Origin of the sequence: Castellaniella sp., assembly GCF_041677825.1 — a bacterium.
Taxonomy (GTDB): domain Bacteria; phylum Pseudomonadota; class Gammaproteobacteria; order Burkholderiales; family Burkholderiaceae_B; genus Castellaniella.
Genome location: NZ_JBAYPG010000001.1, coordinates 128,404 through 144,996 on the forward strand (window position 1 = coordinate 128,404; position 16,593 = coordinate 144,996).

Genomic DNA, 16,593 nt, shown 5'->3' on the forward strand with positions numbered 1-16,593 from the left:
GTTTGCCTGGCGCACACGCTGCAAGGCCGATGCCTGCTGCGACCCTGGTATGCGCCCGGCAAACCTGCCTTGCCAGCTCCTCTGGGGACTGGTAACCTTCGCGATTGTACCTTTTCTACGACAGGATGGCTGAGCCCGCCATGAGCGATGAACCCCTTGAGCAAACTGTTTTCATCGTCTCCGACAGCACCGGGATCACAGCCGAAACATTCAGCCACGCTGTACTGTCACAGTTCGAATCCATCAACTTCCAGGCCGTCCGCCTGCCCTTTGTCGATTCGACCGAAAAGGCCGAGGCGGTCGCGCGCCGCATTGCACGCCAGGCCGATTCCGGTGGCCCGCTGCCACTGGTATTCAGCACGCTGGTGGATTCGGACATCGCCGACCGCATCCGCGCAGCGCCCTGCATTTTCATGGACCTGTTCGGCACGGTCGTGCAGCATCTCGAAGAGGTATTGGGGGCCAAGGCCAGCCAGTCCGTGGGGCGTTCCCATACCAACGGCCTGAGCAAGCAATACAACAGCCGGATCGAAGCCATCAATTTCAGCCTGGCCCATGATGACGGGCAGTATGTGCATGGCCTCGAACAGGCCGACGTGATTCTCATCGGTGTCTCGCGCTGCGGCAAGACCCCCACCAGCCTCTACCTGGCCATGCAATACGCCGTGAAGGCGGCCAACTATCCACTGATCCCCGAAGATTTCGACCGCGCTGCCCTGCCTGCCACGCTGCTGCCCTTCAGGCGCAAGCTGTTTGGCCTGTCCATCCAGCCCGAACGCCTTGCCGAGGTGCGCAATGAGCGCCGGCCCAACAGCCAGTACGCATCCCTCAAGCAGTGCCGCGAGGAAGTCGCGGACGCAGAACGCCTGATGCGCATGGAAGGCATCCCGTGGCTGTCCACCACGACGCGTTCCATCGAAGAGATTTCCACCAAGATCCTCGACGAAGTCGGCCTCGAGCGGATGAGCTACTGATTGGCCTCACGCTGGCGGCGCTGCTCGAACAGGCAGATGGCAGCGGCAGCGGCCACGTTCAAGGAGTCCACCCGGGCGGCCTGGGGGATCCACAGACGCCATTGCGACTGTTGCATGAGCTCGGGCGACACGCCGCGGCCTTCGTTGCCGAACAGCCAGGCACAGCACGGGCGCAGGTCCTGGGAGTACAGATTGCGGCCCCCCTGCAGCGTGGTGGCCGCAAGCGGCACGTCCAGACGGGGCAACAGAGCCGACAGATCAAGGTTTTCGTACAGTTCGAGCACAAAATGGGCACCTTGCCCGCTGCGCAGCACCTTGGGCGACCAGGCTGCGGCGCAGCCTTCGGACAGGAACACCTGACCCAGCCCTGCTGCAGCGGCCGTACGCAGCAGGGTACCCAGATTGCCGGGATCCTGGACCCGGTCGAGCCACAGGCAGGTCTGGCGAATCCGGCCAGGGACGATCGGCCTGGGCGGCTCGACAAGGAAAAACAGGGCCGGGCCTTCAGGCACCTGTGACAATGCGCCACCAAGGGCGTCATCGAGAATGACTCGGGGGGCCGCCGCCGCAGCCTGCCACAGGGCCTGGACAGCCGCTGTGGCGAGGGCCGTCTGGCCAGCCAGCACCAGCTCGGGCCTGCCCTGGTGCGCCAGCCATGCCTGACACAGGTGAAGCCCTTCGAGCAGCACCCGGCGCTCATGACGGGGCGGCTTGCCACGCGCCAGGCGCAGGCACAATCGATAGTCAGGATTGTCACGTGAATGAACCCGACGAACAGGCGGCGAACCATTCATGCCCCTGGCTCCGGCCCGGGCGTTGAATCCCGTTCTGGCCCTGAATCCGGCTCTGGTTCGGACATTGACCGAGCCAGGCTCGGCGCGCCCATGGCTTCGCGTACCGGCCTGAAGCTGCGCCGATGCTCCGGACAGGGCCCATGACGAAGCAGGCTGGCCAGATGGCGTGCCGTGCCATAGCCTTTGTGAGCATCAAAGCCATACTCGGGGTACTGCTCGTGGAGCACCTGGCAATAGGCATCTCTGGCGGTCTTGGCCAGAATGGATGCTGCAGAGATCGCCGGCACCCGGGCGTCACCCCCGATCAGACAGGCGGCCGGGCAAGGCAGGCCACGCGGCAAGCGATTGCCATCGACCAGTACGTGTTCCGGCACACGAGACAGGGCGTGTACGGCCCGCAGCATGGCCAGCAAGGTGGCCTGCAGGATATTGATGCGATCGATCTCCAGAGCGCTGGCACTGGCCACGGCCCACGCCAGGGCCTTGAAACGGATCTCGCCTGCCAGTTGCGTGCGCCGGCCCGGTGACAATTTTTTTGAATCCGCCAGGCCTTCGATACCGTGCGCCGGATCGAGAATCACGGCGGCGGCGAACACCGGGCCAGCCAAGGGGCCCCGCCCCGCTTCATCGACGCCGGCGAGCCATTCGGCTGCGCACGGATACGGGTCGAGGTCCAGCAGATCGGTTTCATGTGCCATGAGCGACCTCCAGGATGGCCTGCGCGGCAAGCCGCGGCGTGTCGCGGCTGAGAGCATGGTGCAGCCTACCGAAACGCTGCACCGTGCGCTGGATGAGGGCCTTGTCAGTGAGCGCCGCCCAGACCGCCTGGGCCAGCGCTTCGGGGCTGGCCGCATCCTGCAGCAGTTCAGGGACGACGAAATCGCGTTCGAGGATGTTGGGCAGGCCAACCCAGGGCAGGCTGGGCGCCTGCTGACCGGACTTCCAGGCCATGATACGCCGCATCCAGGGCGAAAGCACATATGAAATCACCATCGGCCGCTTGAACAGGGCCGCTTCGAGGGTGGCCGTACCACTGGCCACCAGTACCGCATCCGCCGCGGCCATGGCCTGCCAGCCGACCGGCCATGCAGGCTGCGCTCCAGCTGGCCTGGACTGCGCCCGGGGATGGCAGGGGTCGGATGATGCCGGCGGCTCGATTGGTGTTGCGCCCGGCGCCTGGAGCAGACGACAGTGCTGGATGGGGTATCGGGCGAGAATGGACTCGAACTGTGCCTTGCGGGCCTGATTGACCATGGGCACCAGGACCTGCAGATCTGGATCCTGCCGTTGCAGGTGCTGCACGGCCTGCAGGAATCTGGGCGCCAGAAGGCGGATTTCGGATTCCCGGCTGCCCGGCATGAGCGCAAGCACACGCACCTCATGATCGACCCGCAGACAGGTTCGCGCGGCGCTGCGGTCAGGCGCCATTGGAATCAGTTCAGCCAGGGGATGACCCACATAGGTCACCGGCACCCCTTCGCGCCGATAGAGATCGACCTCGAATGGAAACAGCACCAGCATATGGGACACCGCGCGCCGGATCTGATGAATGCGCTCGTAACGCCAGGCCCATATCGAGGGGCCGACGAAGTGAACCGTAGGGATGCCCCGCCGCCGCAGCTGTTCCTCGAGACGCAGATTGAAGTCGGGTGCATCCACCCCCACAAAGACATCCGGTCTGAATTCGATGGCCTGTCGGCGCGTATTGCCCCATGTACGGATGAGGCCAGGCGCGCGACGCAGCGCATCAACATAGCCGAATACGGCCAGCGCATCCATGGAATGCCAGGTCTGCAAGCCGGCTGCCTGCATTGCAGGCCCGCCTATGCCGGCCAGCTGGAGCGCGTCGACGCTGCTGCGCAGGCCGGCAATGAGCCTGGCGGCCAGCAGGTCACCCGAGGGCTCGCCCGCGACCAGAACGCCACGCAAGTTGACATCCGTCCCGGCCTGAACAGAGGGGCTTGCCGTGCGCCGGATCATGGGCGGACAATTCCGCGCTCCGAAGCCTGCAGGAAATCGATCAGGGCCTGGACGGCCACCCTTTCGTCAGGGTGGTCCACCTGCAGCGCCTCGAGCACCGGGATGGCCTGCTCGACATTGAGCTGGCGTCGATACAGGATCTTGTAGCATTGCTTCAGCACCAGGATCTCGGCAGGCGTGTAGCCGCGTCTGCCCAGCCCTTCGGCATTGATGCCAACCGGCCGGAAAGGATCCCCGGCGCCGATCATGTACGGCGGGATGTCCTGCCGGATCGTGCTCGTGCCGCCCACCATCGCGTGCGCCCCAATGCGCACGAACTGATGCACCGCCGACAGCCCGCCCAGTATGGCCCAATCCCCCACGTGGATGTGGCCCGCGAGTTGCACCCCGTTGGCCATGACGACATGACTGCCAACCTGGCAATCATGTGCGATATGTACATAGGCCATGATCCAGTTGTCATCACCCAGGCGGGTCGTGCCGACGTCCTGGACCGTGCCGGTATTGATCGTCACATACTCGCGAAAGGTATTGCCGGCGCCAATTTCGAGTGCCGTGGGCTCGCCACCATATTTCTTGTCTTGAGGAATGCCCCCGATCGAGCAGAACCGGTAGAAGTGGTTGTCGGGCCCTATGCGGGTCTGCCCGTCGATGACACAATGGGACCCTATGCGCGTTCCTGCGCCAATGGATACGTGTTCACCGATCAGACTGTATGGCCCTACTGAAACGCCCGGCTCCAGCACGGCACCGGGCGCCACGATGGCCGTAGGGTGGATCTGGATCACACCCATCATTCCTCCAGAATGCGCACCGCACACATGATCTTGGCCTCGGCCACGATATGGTCGTCGACCTTGGCCACGGCGGTGTATTTGCAGATCGATCGGCTCAGTTTGTCGGCCGAGACTTCCATGCGCAGTTGGTCGCCAGGCACCACAGGCCGCCTGAAACGCGCCCCATCGACACCCACCAGATAGTAGGCCACCTTGGTACTGACCAGGTTCGGGGCCCCGGCATCGGCAAAGGAAAAGAGCGCGGCCGCCTGGGCCAGTGCCTCGATGATGAGCACCCCGGGCATCACCGGATGATGGGTGAAATGCCCCTGAAAGAATGGCTCGTTGTAGGTGACATTCTTGATGGCCACGATGCTCTTGCCCGGGTCCATCTCGAGCACGCGATCCACGAGCAGCATCGGCTGCCGGTGGGGCAGCCGCTCCATGATGTCTTTGATATCGAGTTCCATTATCGTGAATCCTGACGGTTTTGCGCGGGCTGCCATGTGGCCGCCTGTCGCTCGGTGGCGCGCAGGCGCCTGCGCAACTGTGCAAGTTGCCCGATGACTGCCGCATTGTGCTGCCAACTGGCATGTTCGGCCAATGGGTAGATGCTGGTATAGCGACCGGGTTTCGAGATGTCGGACATGACCGTCGTGCCGCCGGATATGTGTACGTCATCGGCAAGGGTGAGATGGCCACCGATCATGGCCGCTCCCCCGATCATGCATCGCTTGCCCATGGTGGTCGAACCGGCCACACCGACACAGCCGGCCATGGCCGTATGCTCACCGATGCGGCAATTATGACCTATCATGATCTGATTATCGAGCTTGACGCCATCTTCAAGGACCGTATCTTCGATGGCCCCCCTGTCTATGGTCGTATTGGCGCCGATTTCAACGTCATTGCCCAGAACGACCCGACCCAGTTGCGCGATCTTGGCCCACGCGCCCGGGTTTCGCTGATCGGGCGCAAACCCGAAACCATCTGCGCCGAGCACCACCCCGGAATGCAGTACGGCCCGTGCGCCGATGTGAACGTCGTGATACAGCGTGACACGAGCATGCAGCAGACTGTCGGCGCCGATCGAGCAGCCCGTGCCAATGACACAGCCTGCTCCGATCCGAACCCCGGAACCCATGCTGACGCCGGCTTCTATGACGGCCAGTGGCCCGATGTGCACGCCGGAATCCAGCACCGCCTCGGGGCTGATGATGGCCGTGGGGTGTATGCCTTGTGGCAGGCCCGCCAGCCTGTGCTGGTCGAACCATTGTGCCAGCAAAGCGTACAGCAGATAGGGCTGAGGGCAAAGAACGGGCACCCAGGCCGGCGGGTCGGGGTACTGGTGGCGGTAGGCATCCCAGTCTTCGGGCCGAAGAATGACCGCAGCGGCCGCGCAGGCTGGCAGCTGATCCTGAAGCCGGGGATTGGAAAGAAAGCTGATTTCCCATTGCCCGGAGGACGCCAGCGAGCCGATTCCCGCAATGCGGACCTGGTCAGGGCGGGCCCGTTGCCCGGAAAGCGTCAGAATGGCAGGATTCAGGCCGACTGTGTCGGCCGCCTCGAGCAACTGGCCAAGAGCCGGAGCCCGCTCGGGCACAAGCAGCACCGGCATGGGAAATCAACCGCCCAAGGCTGAAATGACCTGATCCGTGATGTCGACGCGAGGGCTGACCGTGACCGCATCCTGAATGATCAGGTCGTAGTTTTGCTGTTCGGCGATTTTCTTGATGGCTGCATCGGCCTTCTCGACAATGGTCGAAAATTCTTCATTGCGGCGCCGGTTGAAGTCTTCCTGGAATTCGCGCCGCTTGCGCTGCAGGTCGGAGTCCATGTCCTGCAACTGGCGCTGGCGCCGGATGCGATCGGATTCGGACAACACGGGTGCATCTTTGTCGAGCTTCTGGGCTTCGTTGCGCAGCTTGTCGGCCAGGGCCTGGAGATCCTGATCGCGCTTCTTGAACTCGGCCTCGATCTTGGTCTGGGCTGCCTTGGCAGGTTTGGAGTCGCGCAGAATACGTTCGGTGCTGACGAAGCCGATCTTTGTGCCTTCGGCATGCACCGGCACAGAGAATGAGGCCGCCAGCCCAATGACGGCAGCCACAATGAGCGCCCGATGATGATGCACGGTGCGCTGAATGGCATCAGAGACGGTCAGACCAGAAAGAAGCATGATATGAATTACCTGTATGAACGGCTGCAAAGAGGGTTATTGTGCCATTAAATGGGGTGAATCAGAAGCCGGTGCCGATCTGGAACTGGAACGCCTGTTTCTTGTCGCCTTCCTTTGCATTCAGGGCACGTGCGAAGGAGAGCTGCAAGGGCCCCAGTGGTGATTCCCAGGACAGGCCAAGGCCCGCGGAGTATTTCCAGCCGCACGGATCGGCCACCTGGTTGTACTCGCCCTGATAGCAGGGTGTACCGTCGGTGGTGTCGACCTGACCGATGTCGCCGAACACGAACCAGCGCAGCGTGCGATCACGCGACGCACCCGGGAATGGCAGATAGAGCTGGACATTGCCCACGATACGTCGCGAGCCCCCAAGGTAGGTATTGGTGAGCGGATCGCGCGGGCCCAGCGAGGCGCCTTCATAGCCACGCACCGAACCGATGCCCCCTGCGTACATGTTCTTGATCACTGGGAAGCCCTTGCCGCTGCTGCCGTATGTCTTGGCCCAGTCGACCTGGCCATTGACCGCAAAGGTGAAGGCGCGGCCGAGTGGCCAGTAATACTGCTGCTGCGCGCTGAGCTTGTAGTAGCGCAGATCCATCGTGGAGATGTCTGCAGACAGGCGCGTGAAGCTGCCTTTCTTGGGCGCCACTGCGCTGTCTCGCGTGTCCTTGGCCCAGCCCAGGCTGAGGATGGCCGCGTTGGTGGTGTCGCCGTAGGTGTCCACGAATTGCTGATACGCCCACGGTGCGGGGTCACTGACCCCGCAATTGACCCCCGGATAGCCCGGATTGCAGTTACGGATGTCCTTGAGCGAATTGCGCTCGAATGTCAGCCCGGCAAAGATGCGGTCGACTTCGGAGATGGGCACGCCGAAATTGAAGCCCAGACCCATGGATTCGACCGTATACCACCCCGAGTCGTCCCGGTCGGAGACGTCGTAGGGGGTCGTGCGCCGGTAGTACAGCGAGGTGGTCTTGCTGATGCCGTCTTTGGTCCAGTAGGGGTTGGTATGCGCAATCACCAGGGCCCGATTGGTCGCACTGGTGTTGACGTTCAGGGACAATGAGTTGCCACTGCCGAAGACGTTGTCCTGGCTGATGCCAGCCGAGAGCAGCAGCCGGTCGGTCGAGCTGTACCCTGCCCCGAGGCTGACCATGCCGGTGGGTTTTTCCTTGACGTCGATGTTGACGTCGACCTGATCCGGTGCCCCGGGCACGGGTTCGGTGGTGATGTCGACATCATTGAAGAAACCCAGCCGGTCGACGCGTTCCTTGGAGAGCTTGATGCTCGAGCCGTCGTACCAGGCGGCCTCTTGCTGGCGGACTTCGCGGCGTACGACCTCGTCGCGCGTGCGCGTATTGCCGCCCACATTGATGCGCCGTACGTACACGCGCCGGCCGGGGTCGATATAGAACGTGAGCTGGGTGGTATGGTCTTCGGAATCGAGCGACGGGCTGGGGTTGACGTTGGCAAATGCGTAGCCCAGCGAACCCAGATACTCGGTGATCGCCTTGGCATCCCTGTTGGTCTTGTCGGCAGAAAACAGTTCGCCGGGCTTGATGGTGATCAGGGTCTGGAGCTGGTCCTGCAGCCCCAGGAGGTCACCGGCCAGATCGACCCCGGCGATGGTGTACGGCTGGCCCTCATGCAGCGAATACGTGACGTAGATGTTTTCACGGTTGGGCGAAATGGTGACCTGCGGGGGCTCCATGGAAAATTCGAGGTAGCCGCGATCGAGATAGAACGAACGCAGGCGCTCGACATCGCCTTCGAGCTTTTCGCGCGAGTATTTGTTCGTACCGGTATACCAGGTCATGAAACCGCCGGTGGTGAGCTCGAGTTCGTCTTCGAGGGTACCGTCGGAAAAGGCTTCATTGCCGATGAATTCAATCTTGTCTATGGTGGCGACATCGCCCTCGAAGATATCGAAGGACACCCCGACCCGGTTGCGTGGCAGCGGCGTGGTGATGGGTGCCACCTGCACGCCATACTTGCCCTTGGACAGGTACTGCTGCTTGATTTCGAAAGTGGCCCGTTCGAGCATGGCCTGATCGAAAATGCGGCCCTGGCCGAAGCCCACCTGCATCAACGCCTTGGTGATTTCCTTGGCGTCGAATTCGCGCATGCCATTGAAGGACACCGACGCGATGGTGGGCCGTTCTTCGACCGTGACGACCAGAACGCCACCTTGGGCATTGATCTGCACGTCATTGAAAAAGCCGGTCGCATACAGTTGCTGTATGGCGGTGGCGGCTTCTTCCTGCGTGAAGGTCTGCCCCGGCTGCACCGGCAGATAAGTGAAGATCGTGCCTGGATCGACCCGTTCGACGCCCTGGATCTGGATGTCCTGGACGACGAACGGCGTGAAGGCCGACGCCACTGCCGGCGACAGCAAGGCTGCCAGGAGCAGGGAAATGGCACGCTTGGGCAAGAGGGGCTTACGAATCAACGGCATTCTGAGATTCCTGTCTGGCGGCGGCAATATGAGAAAATGTTTCCAATACCGATGCGGGATTGTAAGTCACAACCCGATCAGCTGAAAAGCCGATGAAAATCATTGAACAAGGCCAGGGTCATCAGCCCCAGTACCAGGCTCAGGCCAACCCGCTGCAGCGTGTCATGCAATTGCGCAGACAACGGCCGCCCGCCTCTCAATGCTTCGATACCATATAGCAATAGATGCCCGCCGTCCAGCATGGGAACAGGCAGCAGATTGAGCACCCCCAGGCTGATACTGATCAGTGCCATGAAGTTCAGGTAACTGGCCAGCCCGATGCGGGCCGACTGCCCGGCGTAATCCGCAATGGTGACCGGCCCGGTGATGTTTCTGATCGAAATATCGCCTGTCAGCATGCGCCCCATCATGCGCAGCGTGAGCCCGCTCAGCTCGAGCGTGCGGGTCAGGCCGGTCGCAAGGCCCTCGAGCGGGCCCTCGCGGACCAGGACCATGGGAAAATCCGCCAGCAAAAGGACGCCGATCCGGCCCGTGGTGCGGCCTTCTTCCTGTACGGCATCGGGCGTGATGGGCAGGCTGAGCCGTACATCACCGCGCTCGACGGTCAGCGGCACGGGTTGCGCCGGGTGCACCCTGATCTGCTCGGCAAATGAAAGTGGATCCGGGGCCTCGATGCCCGCAACGGACAATATTCTATCGGCACGTTGCAGGCCAGCCCGCTCGGCGGCTCCGCCTGGCTGCACGTCGCCCAGGACCACCGCCGGCGGCCGCAGTTGCAGCCCGACGGCCAGAAGAGGATCGCCACGCTCCGGATCCATCGAATTGGCAGGCAGCTTCAGTTGGGCCGTGCGTGCGCCCCCGGACGCCGTGCGCAGCTGCAGCACGACATCACCCCCTGTGGCGATGGGCTCGCTCAGCACCCAGCGGGCCTGGGGCCAGGAGGCAATGGCCTGATCACCCACCGATTCGATCGTGTCACCGGCCTGGACTCCGGCCAGCGCCGCTGGCGTGCCCGCTTGCGGCGCCCCGAGAAGAGCAACGGGTTCATGGGCACCCCAGACCGCCAGGCCGGCATACAGAAACACCGCCAGCAGCAGATTGGCCAGGGGCCCGGCCAGCACAATGGCTGCACGCTGCGCAAGGGGCTGGCTGTTGAATGCCTGCCGGCGTTCGGCCGCGCTGGCGCCGGGTTCGGGCTCGTTCTGCATTTTCACATAGCCCCCGAGGGGGATGGCCGACAAGGCCCATTGCGTGCCGTGCCTATCCTGCCGGCTGAGCAGCACAGGGCCAAAACCGATTGAAAAGCGCTCGACCCGCACCCCGAACCAGCGGGCCACGGCGTAATGACCCAGTTCGTGAAACGTGATCAGCAGGCCCAGGGCCAGTGCAAAGGCAAGCAGAGTGAAAAGCATCGGGGCATCATTGGAGCAGGCGAGAGGTCGAGACAGCCCTGCGTCGCGCCCGAGCGTCGAGTTCGAGCACCTCGTCCAGCGACTCGGGCGCGGTGCCGGGCAAGGACGCGGCATCATCCAGACAGGATTCTATGATACGCGCGATTTCAGTGTAGCGAATGTGACCGCGAAGAAAGCCATCGACAGCCACTTCGTTGGCCGCATTCATGGCGATGCAGGCGCCCTGCCCCAGCTGCAGGGCATCGAAGGCAAGCTGCAGGCAAGGAAAGCGCAGCATATCGGGGGGTTCGAAGTCCAGGCGCCCGAGACGCGTGAGTTCGAGCAGGCCGACGCCACTGTCCACGCGCTCGGGATAGGCCAGCCCATAGGCAATCGGTGTGCGCATGTCGGGCTGTCCCAATTGCGCCAGGATCGAACCATCTTCGTATTCGACCATGGAATGCACCACGCTCTGAGGATGGATCACCACCTGGATCTGCTGCGCCGGCATGGCAAACAGCCAATGCGCTTCGATGACCTCGAGGCCCTTGTTGACCATGGTCGCCGAGTCGACCGAAATCTTGCGCCCCATCTGCCACGTCGGGTGGGCGCACGCCTGATCCGGCGTCACCGCTTCGAACTGATCCAGCGGTATCAGGCGCAATGGCCCGCCCGATGCCGTCAGCAACAGTCTGCGTACCCCCGACGGGGGCGTGCTGGGGGCGCGCGCCCGATGCCCGTTATGGGGCAGGCACTGGAAAATGGCATTATGCTCGCTGTCGATGGGCAGCAGTTGCGCGCCAGACTGGCGTACCGCCTGCATGAACAGGCTACCGGCTGCCACCAGGGCTTCCTTGTTGGCGAGCAGAACCCGCTTGCCGGCCTGGGCTGCGGCCAAAGCGGCAGGCAGGCCCGCAGCGCCCACGATGGCGGCCATCACCGTGGTGACATCGGCTTCAGCTGCGGTTTCTGCCAGTGCCTGGGCCCCGACCCGGATTTCAGGTCGTGGCTGCGGCCCTACCCACGACTGCAGAAAGCGCTGTCTGGCCGCCGCATCGGGCACGATCACGATCCGCGCCGCGTGAACCCGTGCCTGCTGCGCCAGAGCCTCGATCCGGCTGTGTGCGCTCAAGGCGTGCACCACAAACCGGCCCGGGTGGCGCGCAATGACATCCAGCGTGCTGGTGCCGATGGATCCGGTGGACCCAAGAATACAGATACGCTGCAGAGCGGGCATGGTTCATCCAAAAGAAAGGAGCAGGACGGCCAGAGGTGCCACGGGCAGCACGGCATCGATACGATCGTACACCCCGCCATGCCCCGGGAGCAGCTGGCTCGAGTCCTTGACACCGGCCCTGCGCTTGAGCAGGGACTCGAACAGATCCCCCAGGATCGACCAGACTGCCAGGATCAGCCCTGCGGGCAGCAACACGGCCCAACCCCGCTTCAGCATCAGCAGTTCGCCATAGCTGCCGGGCCACCATGCTGCAGTCGCGAACAGCCACAGGATCGCAGCCGCCACCCCTGCCAGCGCCCCTTCGCGGGTCTTGCCCGGGCTGATGCGGGGCGCCAGCTTGTGCCGCCCCCAGGCCCGGCCCGCGAAATAGGCCGCGCTGTCGGCGACCCAGACCAGCGCCCACAGGCTGATGAGCGCGCCCGCCCCATGGTGCATCAACAACCACACCAGTGCATACCAGGTGGCCAGCAGCAGCAGCCCCCCCAGAACCACCGGGCGGCCACCCTGCCAGAGGGCCCCTGCGTCGACGCGCCACAGGATGCGCGGTGCCGCAACCACCCAGAACAAAACCGCCAGAGGAAGCACGAGGATTTCGAAGGCATGCGTCCAGCCCGACTGATGCAGTGCGGTGGCCCAGTGGGCATGCACCCCGGTTGCGGGCTGGGCACCCGGCAGGCTGGCAGAAAGCCCCCCCATCAGGATCAGCAGCCCGAGTGCCAGAATCAGGGCGCAGGCCTGCCCGCAGGGCACCAGCCGCAGCCACTCCCAACTGGCGCAGGAGATCATGACTGCCAGCAGGACGAGCATGGGCCATGGCCCCGGTGCCATGATCGCAGCGCCCAGGATCAGCAGCAGGACCGTTGCAGTGATGAGTCGTTGTTTCAGCATGCCGCGCTTCAGTGTCCAGCACCGGGCAGCTGCGCGCTGGTGCGGCCAAAGCGGCGTTCGCGCTGGCTGTACCAGCTGAAGGCCTGATCGAGCGCGCTTTCGTCGAAATCCGGCCACCAGCAGTCGGTGAAATAGAGCTCCGTATAGGCCAGTTGCCAAATCAGGAAATTGGATATGCGCTGCTCTCCGCCGGTTCGAATGAACAGATCGGGCTCAGGCGCATAGGCCATGGCCAACCATGGGCTGAGCGCGGCCTCATCCACGTTCTGTGGCCGGGCCGCAAGATCCGGATCCGCGGCGAGCATCGCGCGCATGGCTTGCAGGATATCCCAGCGGCCGCCATAGTTGGCGGCAATGGTCAGCGTCAGGGCCTGGCACTGCGAAGTCAGCGCTTCGGCCTGGGCAATCAGGTTGCGCAGCCGGTCATCGAACGCATTCAGTTCGCCCACCACGCGCAGGCGCACATCCTGTTCGCGCAGGCGATCGGCTTCTTTTTCGAGCGTGCGCACGAACAGCCGCATCAGCAACGAGACTTCGCCGGCAGGACGGCGCCAGTTCTCGGTGCTGAAGGCAAACAGCGTGAGGTAGCGCACGCCGCGTCGGCCACAGGCTTCGACGATGCGGCGCACTGACTGCACACCACGCATGTGCCCGGCCGTGCGCGGCAGGCGCCGCTGCGTCGCCCAGCGACCATTGCCGTCCATGATGATGGCCACATGGCAGGGCACCGAACCGGTTTCCAGCACGGCCATGGTAGAGGATTGGACCGGGCTCATAGGGCAGGGATTCTATGCCGTGGCCTGTCAGACCGTCATGATCTCGGCTTCTTTCTGCGCGATGATCTGGTCGATTTCGGCCACATGACGATCCGTGCGTTTCTGTACTTCATCCTGCCCGCGCCGTTCGTCGTCTTCGGAGATTTCCTTGTCCTTCAGAAGCTTCTTGAGCGCTTCGTTCGCTTCGCGACGCAGATTGCGCACGGCCACCTTGGCGTCTTCGCCCTCGGAACGCACCACCTTGGTGAGATCACGGCGACGCTCTTCGGTGAGCGCGGGCATGGGCACCCGCAGGTTGTCGCCCATGGCGATCGGATTCAGCCCCAGATCGGACTCGCGTATGGCCTTGTCGACCACGGCCGCCATGCCCTTTTCCCAGACCTGAACCGACAGGTTGCGGGCGTCGACCACGGTGACATTGGCCACCTGACTGACGGGTACGGGCGAACCGTAGTATTCGACCTGGACATGATCGAGAATACCTGCATGCGCACGCCCCGTGCGAATCTTTGCGAGACTGGTCTTGAGGGACTCGATCGATTTCCCCATGCGCTCGCTGGCTGAATTGCAAATATCGGAATAATTCATGGTGGATCCTATACCTGGACCAGGGTGCCTTCGTCGTCACCGCAGATGACGCGCCGAAGGGCCCCGGGTTTATTGATCGAGAAGACCTTGATGGGCAGCTTCTGATCGCGGCACAAGGCAAATGCCGTGGCATCCATGACTTCCAGCCTGCGCACGATGGCTTCGTCGAAACTGATGCGCGCGTAGCGCGTGGCGCCAGGGTCCTTGTTGGGATCTGCGCTGTAGATGCCGTCGACCTTGGTGGCCTTCAGCACGACCTCGGCTCCGATCTCCGCACCTCGCAACGCGGCGGCGGTATCGGTCGTGAAAAACGGATTGCCGGTCCCTGCCGCGAAGATCACCACCTTGCCTTCTTCGAGATAACGCAACGCCTTGGGTCGAATATAGCGCTCGACCACCTGATCGATGTTCAGGGCGGACTGCACGCGGGCATCTGCACCATGATTCTTCAGCGCATCCTGCAGTGCCAGCGCGTTCATGACCGTGGCCAGCATGCCCATGTAATCGGCCGTGGCGCGATCCATGCCCTGCGCGCCAGGCGCCACCCCACGGAAAATGTTGCCGCCACCGATCACCACCGCCAGCTGCACCCCTATCGAGACCACTTCATGGATCTCTTCGGTCATGCGCAGGATGGTGGCCCGGTTGATGCCAAAAGGATCACCCCCCATCAGCGCTTCGCCCGAAAGCTTGAGGAGGACGCGTCTATAGGCTGGTGTGGACATGCAGTGCTTTCCTGTCAGGACCCGCTCGCAGCGGCAGCCACCTCGGCGGCGAAATCTTCCGATTTCCGTTCGATGCCCTCGCCCACGACGAACAGGGCATAGCGGTTGATTTGAGCGGAATTGTCCTTCAGCATCTGCTCGACCGACTGTTTGTCATTCTTGACGAACGGCTGTGACAGGAGCGTAACCTCTTTGAGGAATTTTTGCACCGCCCCATCGACCATTCTGGCCACGATATCAGCCGGCTTGCCCGACTCGGCCGCTTTCTGCTCGGCCACGGAACGTTCGGCAGCGATCAGGGCCGGATCCACGCCACCTGCGTCGAGGGCGCGCGGCCTGGATGCCGCAATGTGCATGGCCAGATCCTTGCCGACCTCATCGGACCCCGTGAAATCGACCAGTACACCAATCCGCCCGCCGTGCAGATAGCTGCTCAGACGATCAGAGGTCTCGAACCGGCGGAACCGGCGCACGGCCATGTTCTCGCCGATCTTGCCAACCAGGGCGGCGCGCGTGCTTTCCACGGTCCCCTCACCCATCGCGAGCGCATTCAGGGCATCGACATCGGCGGGATTGCGCGCCGCGATGATCCGGGCCAGTGCATCGACGAAGGCGATGAAGTCTTCATTCTTGGCCACAAAGTCTGTTTCGCAGTTGACTTCGACCACCGCACCCGTCTTGTGGTCATCGGCCACATGCAGGCCGATCAGACCTTCGGCCGTCACCCGGCTCGCTGCCTTGGACGCCTTGCTGCCCAGTTTGACCCGCAGAATCTCTTCGGCCCGAGCGAGATCGCCCGCGGCTTCTGTCAGGGCCTTCTTGCATTCCATCATGGGCGCGTCGGTCTTTTCGCGCAATTGTTTGACCATGGCAGCAGTGATTTGAGCCATTGTGTTCTCCTGTTCGATCTGTGCATGGGCCGGCCACAATGGCCGGCCCGGGCCCGTAGCCGGAGTGCAAGCCCGGCGGCCTACAGGCGCGGGATGCAGGACGTCATTCCTGCTCGGGTTCTTCGGTCTCGACTTCGATGAACTCTTCGCCTTCGGCGAGCTCCTCGACCAGGCCATGCAGGCTCTGCTCGCGACCTTCAAGCACGGCGTCGGCCATGCCGTGGGCATACAGGGCGATCGCCTTGGCGGAGTCATCGTTGCCGGGAATGACGTGCTCGATGCCTTCGGGCGAGTGGTTCGTGTCGACCACGCCCACCACTGGAATACCCAGGGTGCGGGCTTCGGCCACGGCGATCTTGTGATAGCCGACATCGACGACGAACAGTGCGTCGGGCAAGGTGTTCATGTCCTTGATGCCACCGATGGACTTGTTCAGCTTGGCCATTTCGCGCTCGAACATGAGCGCTTCTTTCTTGCTCATCTGCTCGGTCGCGCCATCTGCCAGCTGGGTTTCCATTTCCTTGAGCCGCTTGATGGATGACTTGACCGTCTTGAAGTTGGTCATCATGCCACCCAGCCAGCGGCTGTCGACATACGGCATGCCACAGCGCTGTGCTTCGGCTGCGACGAGTTCGCGGGCAGACCGCTTGGTGCCGACGAACAGGATGATGCCCTTGCGGGCCGACAGCTGCCGTACGAACTGGGCGGCCTCGAGGTATTTCTCGACCGTGCGCTCGAGGTTGATGACATGGATCTTGTTGCGCTGGCCGAAGATGTATTCGGCCATTTTCGGGTTCCAGAAACGGGTCTGGTGGCCAAAGTGGACACCGGCTTCGAGCATGTCGCGCATGAGGCTCATGAAAATTCTCCAAAAGGGTTCGGTCTTGTACCTGGCCAGTATCCGGGGCTAACATGAACCCGCATCAGACACCCTTGGAAGGCC

General features: G+C 63.0%; 17 protein-coding genes. 1 reads left to right on the plus strand and 16 read right to left on the minus strand.

The genetic code is table 11. The annotated features are described in order from the left end of the window. The first annotated feature begins 140 nt into the window (after positions 1–140). Positions 141–974 carry a pyruvate, water dikinase regulatory protein gene (locus WCY17_RS00580; protein WP_372700216.1) on the plus strand — a complete coding sequence of 278 codons (834 nt, stop codon included), beginning with the start codon at positions 141–143 and terminating at the stop codon, positions 972–974. Here WCY17_RS00580 and WCY17_RS00585 read toward each other — a convergent pair. The 16 genes from WCY17_RS00585 to rpsB form a co-directional block, all read right to left on the minus strand. Beyond that, a complete protein-coding gene (locus tag WCY17_RS00585; protein ID WP_372700217.1) occupies positions 968–1,768 on the minus strand; it encodes a TrmH family RNA methyltransferase in 801 nt (266 codons plus the stop codon). The two genes, WCY17_RS00580 and WCY17_RS00585, sit on opposite strands and share 7 nt — an antisense overlap. After that, a complete protein-coding gene (rnhB, locus tag WCY17_RS00590) occupies positions 1,765–2,466 on the minus strand; it encodes a ribonuclease HII (RefSeq protein ID WP_372700218.1) in 702 nt (233 codons plus the stop codon). The genes WCY17_RS00585 and rnhB overlap by 4 nt, the downstream gene beginning before the upstream one ends. Further along, entirely contained in the window at positions 2,456–3,748 is a 1,293-nt protein-coding gene (gene lpxB, locus WCY17_RS00595; protein ID WP_372700219.1) for a lipid-A-disaccharide synthase, read from the minus strand. The genes rnhB and lpxB overlap by 11 nt, the downstream gene beginning before the upstream one ends. After that, positions 3,745–4,536 (minus strand): acyl-ACP--UDP-N-acetylglucosamine O-acyltransferase, encoded by a 792-nt coding sequence (gene lpxA / locus WCY17_RS00600; protein ID WP_372700220.1) that lies wholly within the window; start codon positions 4,534–4,536, stop codon positions 3,745–3,747. The genes lpxB and lpxA overlap by 4 nt, the downstream gene beginning before the upstream one ends. 5 nt (positions 4,537–4,541) lie before the next feature. Then, positions 4,542–4,994, minus strand: coding sequence for a 3-hydroxyacyl-ACP dehydratase FabZ (gene fabZ / locus WCY17_RS00605; RefSeq protein WP_372700221.1), 453 nt, complete (start codon positions 4,992–4,994; stop codon positions 4,542–4,544). Further along, entirely contained in the window at positions 4,994–6,142 is a 1,149-nt protein-coding gene (gene lpxD, locus WCY17_RS00610) for a UDP-3-O-(3-hydroxymyristoyl)glucosamine N-acyltransferase (RefSeq protein ID WP_372700222.1), read from the minus strand. The genes fabZ and lpxD overlap by 1 nt, the downstream gene beginning before the upstream one ends. 6 nt (positions 6,143–6,148) lie before the next feature. After that, positions 6,149–6,700, minus strand: a complete 552-nt coding sequence (locus WCY17_RS00615; RefSeq protein ID WP_372700223.1) for an OmpH family outer membrane protein — start codon at positions 6,698–6,700, stop codon at positions 6,149–6,151. A gap of 61 nt (positions 6,701–6,761) precedes the next feature. Next, the gene (gene bamA / locus WCY17_RS00620; RefSeq protein WP_372700224.1) at positions 6,762–9,155 is read right to left on the minus strand and encodes an outer membrane protein assembly factor BamA; all 2,394 of its coding nucleotides are present in this window, start codon (positions 9,153–9,155) and stop codon (positions 6,762–6,764) included. 77 nt (positions 9,156–9,232) lie between these two features. Continuing rightward, a complete protein-coding gene (rseP, locus tag WCY17_RS00625; RefSeq protein ID WP_372700225.1) occupies positions 9,233–10,567 on the minus strand; it encodes an RIP metalloprotease RseP in 1,335 nt (444 codons plus the stop codon). A 7-nt stretch (positions 10,568–10,574) separates the two neighbouring features. Further along, positions 10,575–11,783 (minus strand): 1-deoxy-D-xylulose-5-phosphate reductoisomerase, encoded by a 1,209-nt coding sequence (ispC, locus tag WCY17_RS00630; protein WP_372700226.1) that lies wholly within the window; start codon positions 11,781–11,783, stop codon positions 10,575–10,577. A gap of 3 nt (positions 11,784–11,786) precedes the next feature. Further along, positions 11,787–12,671 carry a phosphatidate cytidylyltransferase gene (locus WCY17_RS00635; protein ID WP_372700227.1) on the minus strand — a complete coding sequence of 295 codons (885 nt, stop codon included), beginning with the start codon at positions 12,669–12,671 and terminating at the stop codon, positions 11,787–11,789. A gap of 8 nt (positions 12,672–12,679) precedes the next feature. Then, positions 12,680–13,447: a polyprenyl diphosphate synthase gene (gene uppS, locus WCY17_RS00640; RefSeq protein WP_372700228.1), complete on the minus strand. Its 768-nt coding sequence runs from the start codon at positions 13,445–13,447 to the stop codon at positions 12,680–12,682. A gap of 27 nt (positions 13,448–13,474) precedes the next feature. Further along, a complete protein-coding gene (gene frr, locus WCY17_RS00645) occupies positions 13,475–14,035 on the minus strand; it encodes a ribosome recycling factor (protein WP_372700229.1) in 561 nt (186 codons plus the stop codon). 8 nt (positions 14,036–14,043) lie between these two features. After that, positions 14,044–14,760, minus strand: coding sequence for a UMP kinase (gene pyrH, locus WCY17_RS00650; protein ID WP_372700230.1), 717 nt, complete (start codon positions 14,758–14,760; stop codon positions 14,044–14,046). A 14-nt stretch (positions 14,761–14,774) separates the two neighbouring features. Continuing rightward, the gene (tsf, locus tag WCY17_RS00655; RefSeq protein WP_372700231.1) at positions 14,775–15,650 is read right to left on the minus strand and encodes a translation elongation factor Ts; all 876 of its coding nucleotides are present in this window, start codon (positions 15,648–15,650) and stop codon (positions 14,775–14,777) included. Between the two features lie 103 nt (positions 15,651–15,753). Then, positions 15,754–16,509 (minus strand): 30S ribosomal protein S2, encoded by a 756-nt coding sequence (rpsB, locus tag WCY17_RS00660; RefSeq protein WP_372700232.1) that lies wholly within the window; start codon positions 16,507–16,509, stop codon positions 15,754–15,756. Between the last annotated feature and the right edge of the window lie 84 nt (positions 16,510–16,593).

Coding starts and splice junctions, on each gene's coding strand:
- lpxB (WP_372700219.1), bottom strand. CDS start 3,748: ATGATCCGGCGCACGGCAAGCCCCTCTGTTCAGGCCGGGACGGATGTC.
- pyrH (WP_372700230.1), bottom strand. CDS start 14,760: ATGTCCACACCAGCCTATAGACGCGTCCTCCTCAAGCTTTCGGGCGAA.
- rpsB (WP_372700232.1), bottom strand. CDS start 16,509: ATGAGCCTCATGCGCGACATGCTCGAAGCCGGTGTCCACTTTGGCCAC.
- WCY17_RS00585 (WP_372700217.1), bottom strand. CDS start 1,768: ATGAATGGTTCGCCGCCTGTTCGTCGGGTTCATTCACGTGACAATCCT.
- frr (WP_372700229.1), bottom strand. CDS start 14,035: ATGAATTATTCCGATATTTGCAATTCAGCCAGCGAGCGCATGGGGAAA.
- rseP (WP_372700225.1), bottom strand. CDS start 10,567: ATGCTTTTCACTCTGCTTGCCTTTGCACTGGCCCTGGGCCTGCTGATC.
- WCY17_RS00615 (WP_372700223.1), bottom strand. CDS start 6,700: ATGCTTCTTTCTGGTCTGACCGTCTCTGATGCCATTCAGCGCACCGTG.
- lpxD (WP_372700222.1), bottom strand. CDS start 6,142: ATGCCGGTGCTGCTTGTGCCCGAGCGGGCTCCGGCTCTTGGCCAGTTG.
- WCY17_RS00580 (WP_372700216.1), top strand. CDS start 141: ATGAGCGATGAACCCCTTGAGCAAACTGTTTTCATCGTCTCCGACAGC.
- tsf (WP_372700231.1), bottom strand. CDS start 15,650: ATGGCTCAAATCACTGCTGCCATGGTCAAACAATTGCGCGAAAAGACC.
- fabZ (WP_372700221.1), bottom strand. CDS start 4,994: ATGGAACTCGATATCAAAGACATCATGGAGCGGCTGCCCCACCGGCAG.
- uppS (WP_372700228.1), bottom strand. CDS start 13,447: ATGAGCCCGGTCCAATCCTCTACCATGGCCGTGCTGGAAACCGGTTCG.
- bamA (WP_372700224.1), bottom strand. CDS start 9,155: ATGCCGTTGATTCGTAAGCCCCTCTTGCCCAAGCGTGCCATTTCCCTG.
- rnhB (WP_372700218.1), bottom strand. CDS start 2,466: ATGGCACATGAAACCGATCTGCTGGACCTCGACCCGTATCCGTGCGCA.
- ispC (WP_372700226.1), bottom strand. CDS start 11,783: ATGCCCGCTCTGCAGCGTATCTGTATTCTTGGGTCCACCGGATCCATC.
- WCY17_RS00635 (WP_372700227.1), bottom strand. CDS start 12,671: ATGCTGAAACAACGACTCATCACTGCAACGGTCCTGCTGCTGATCCTG.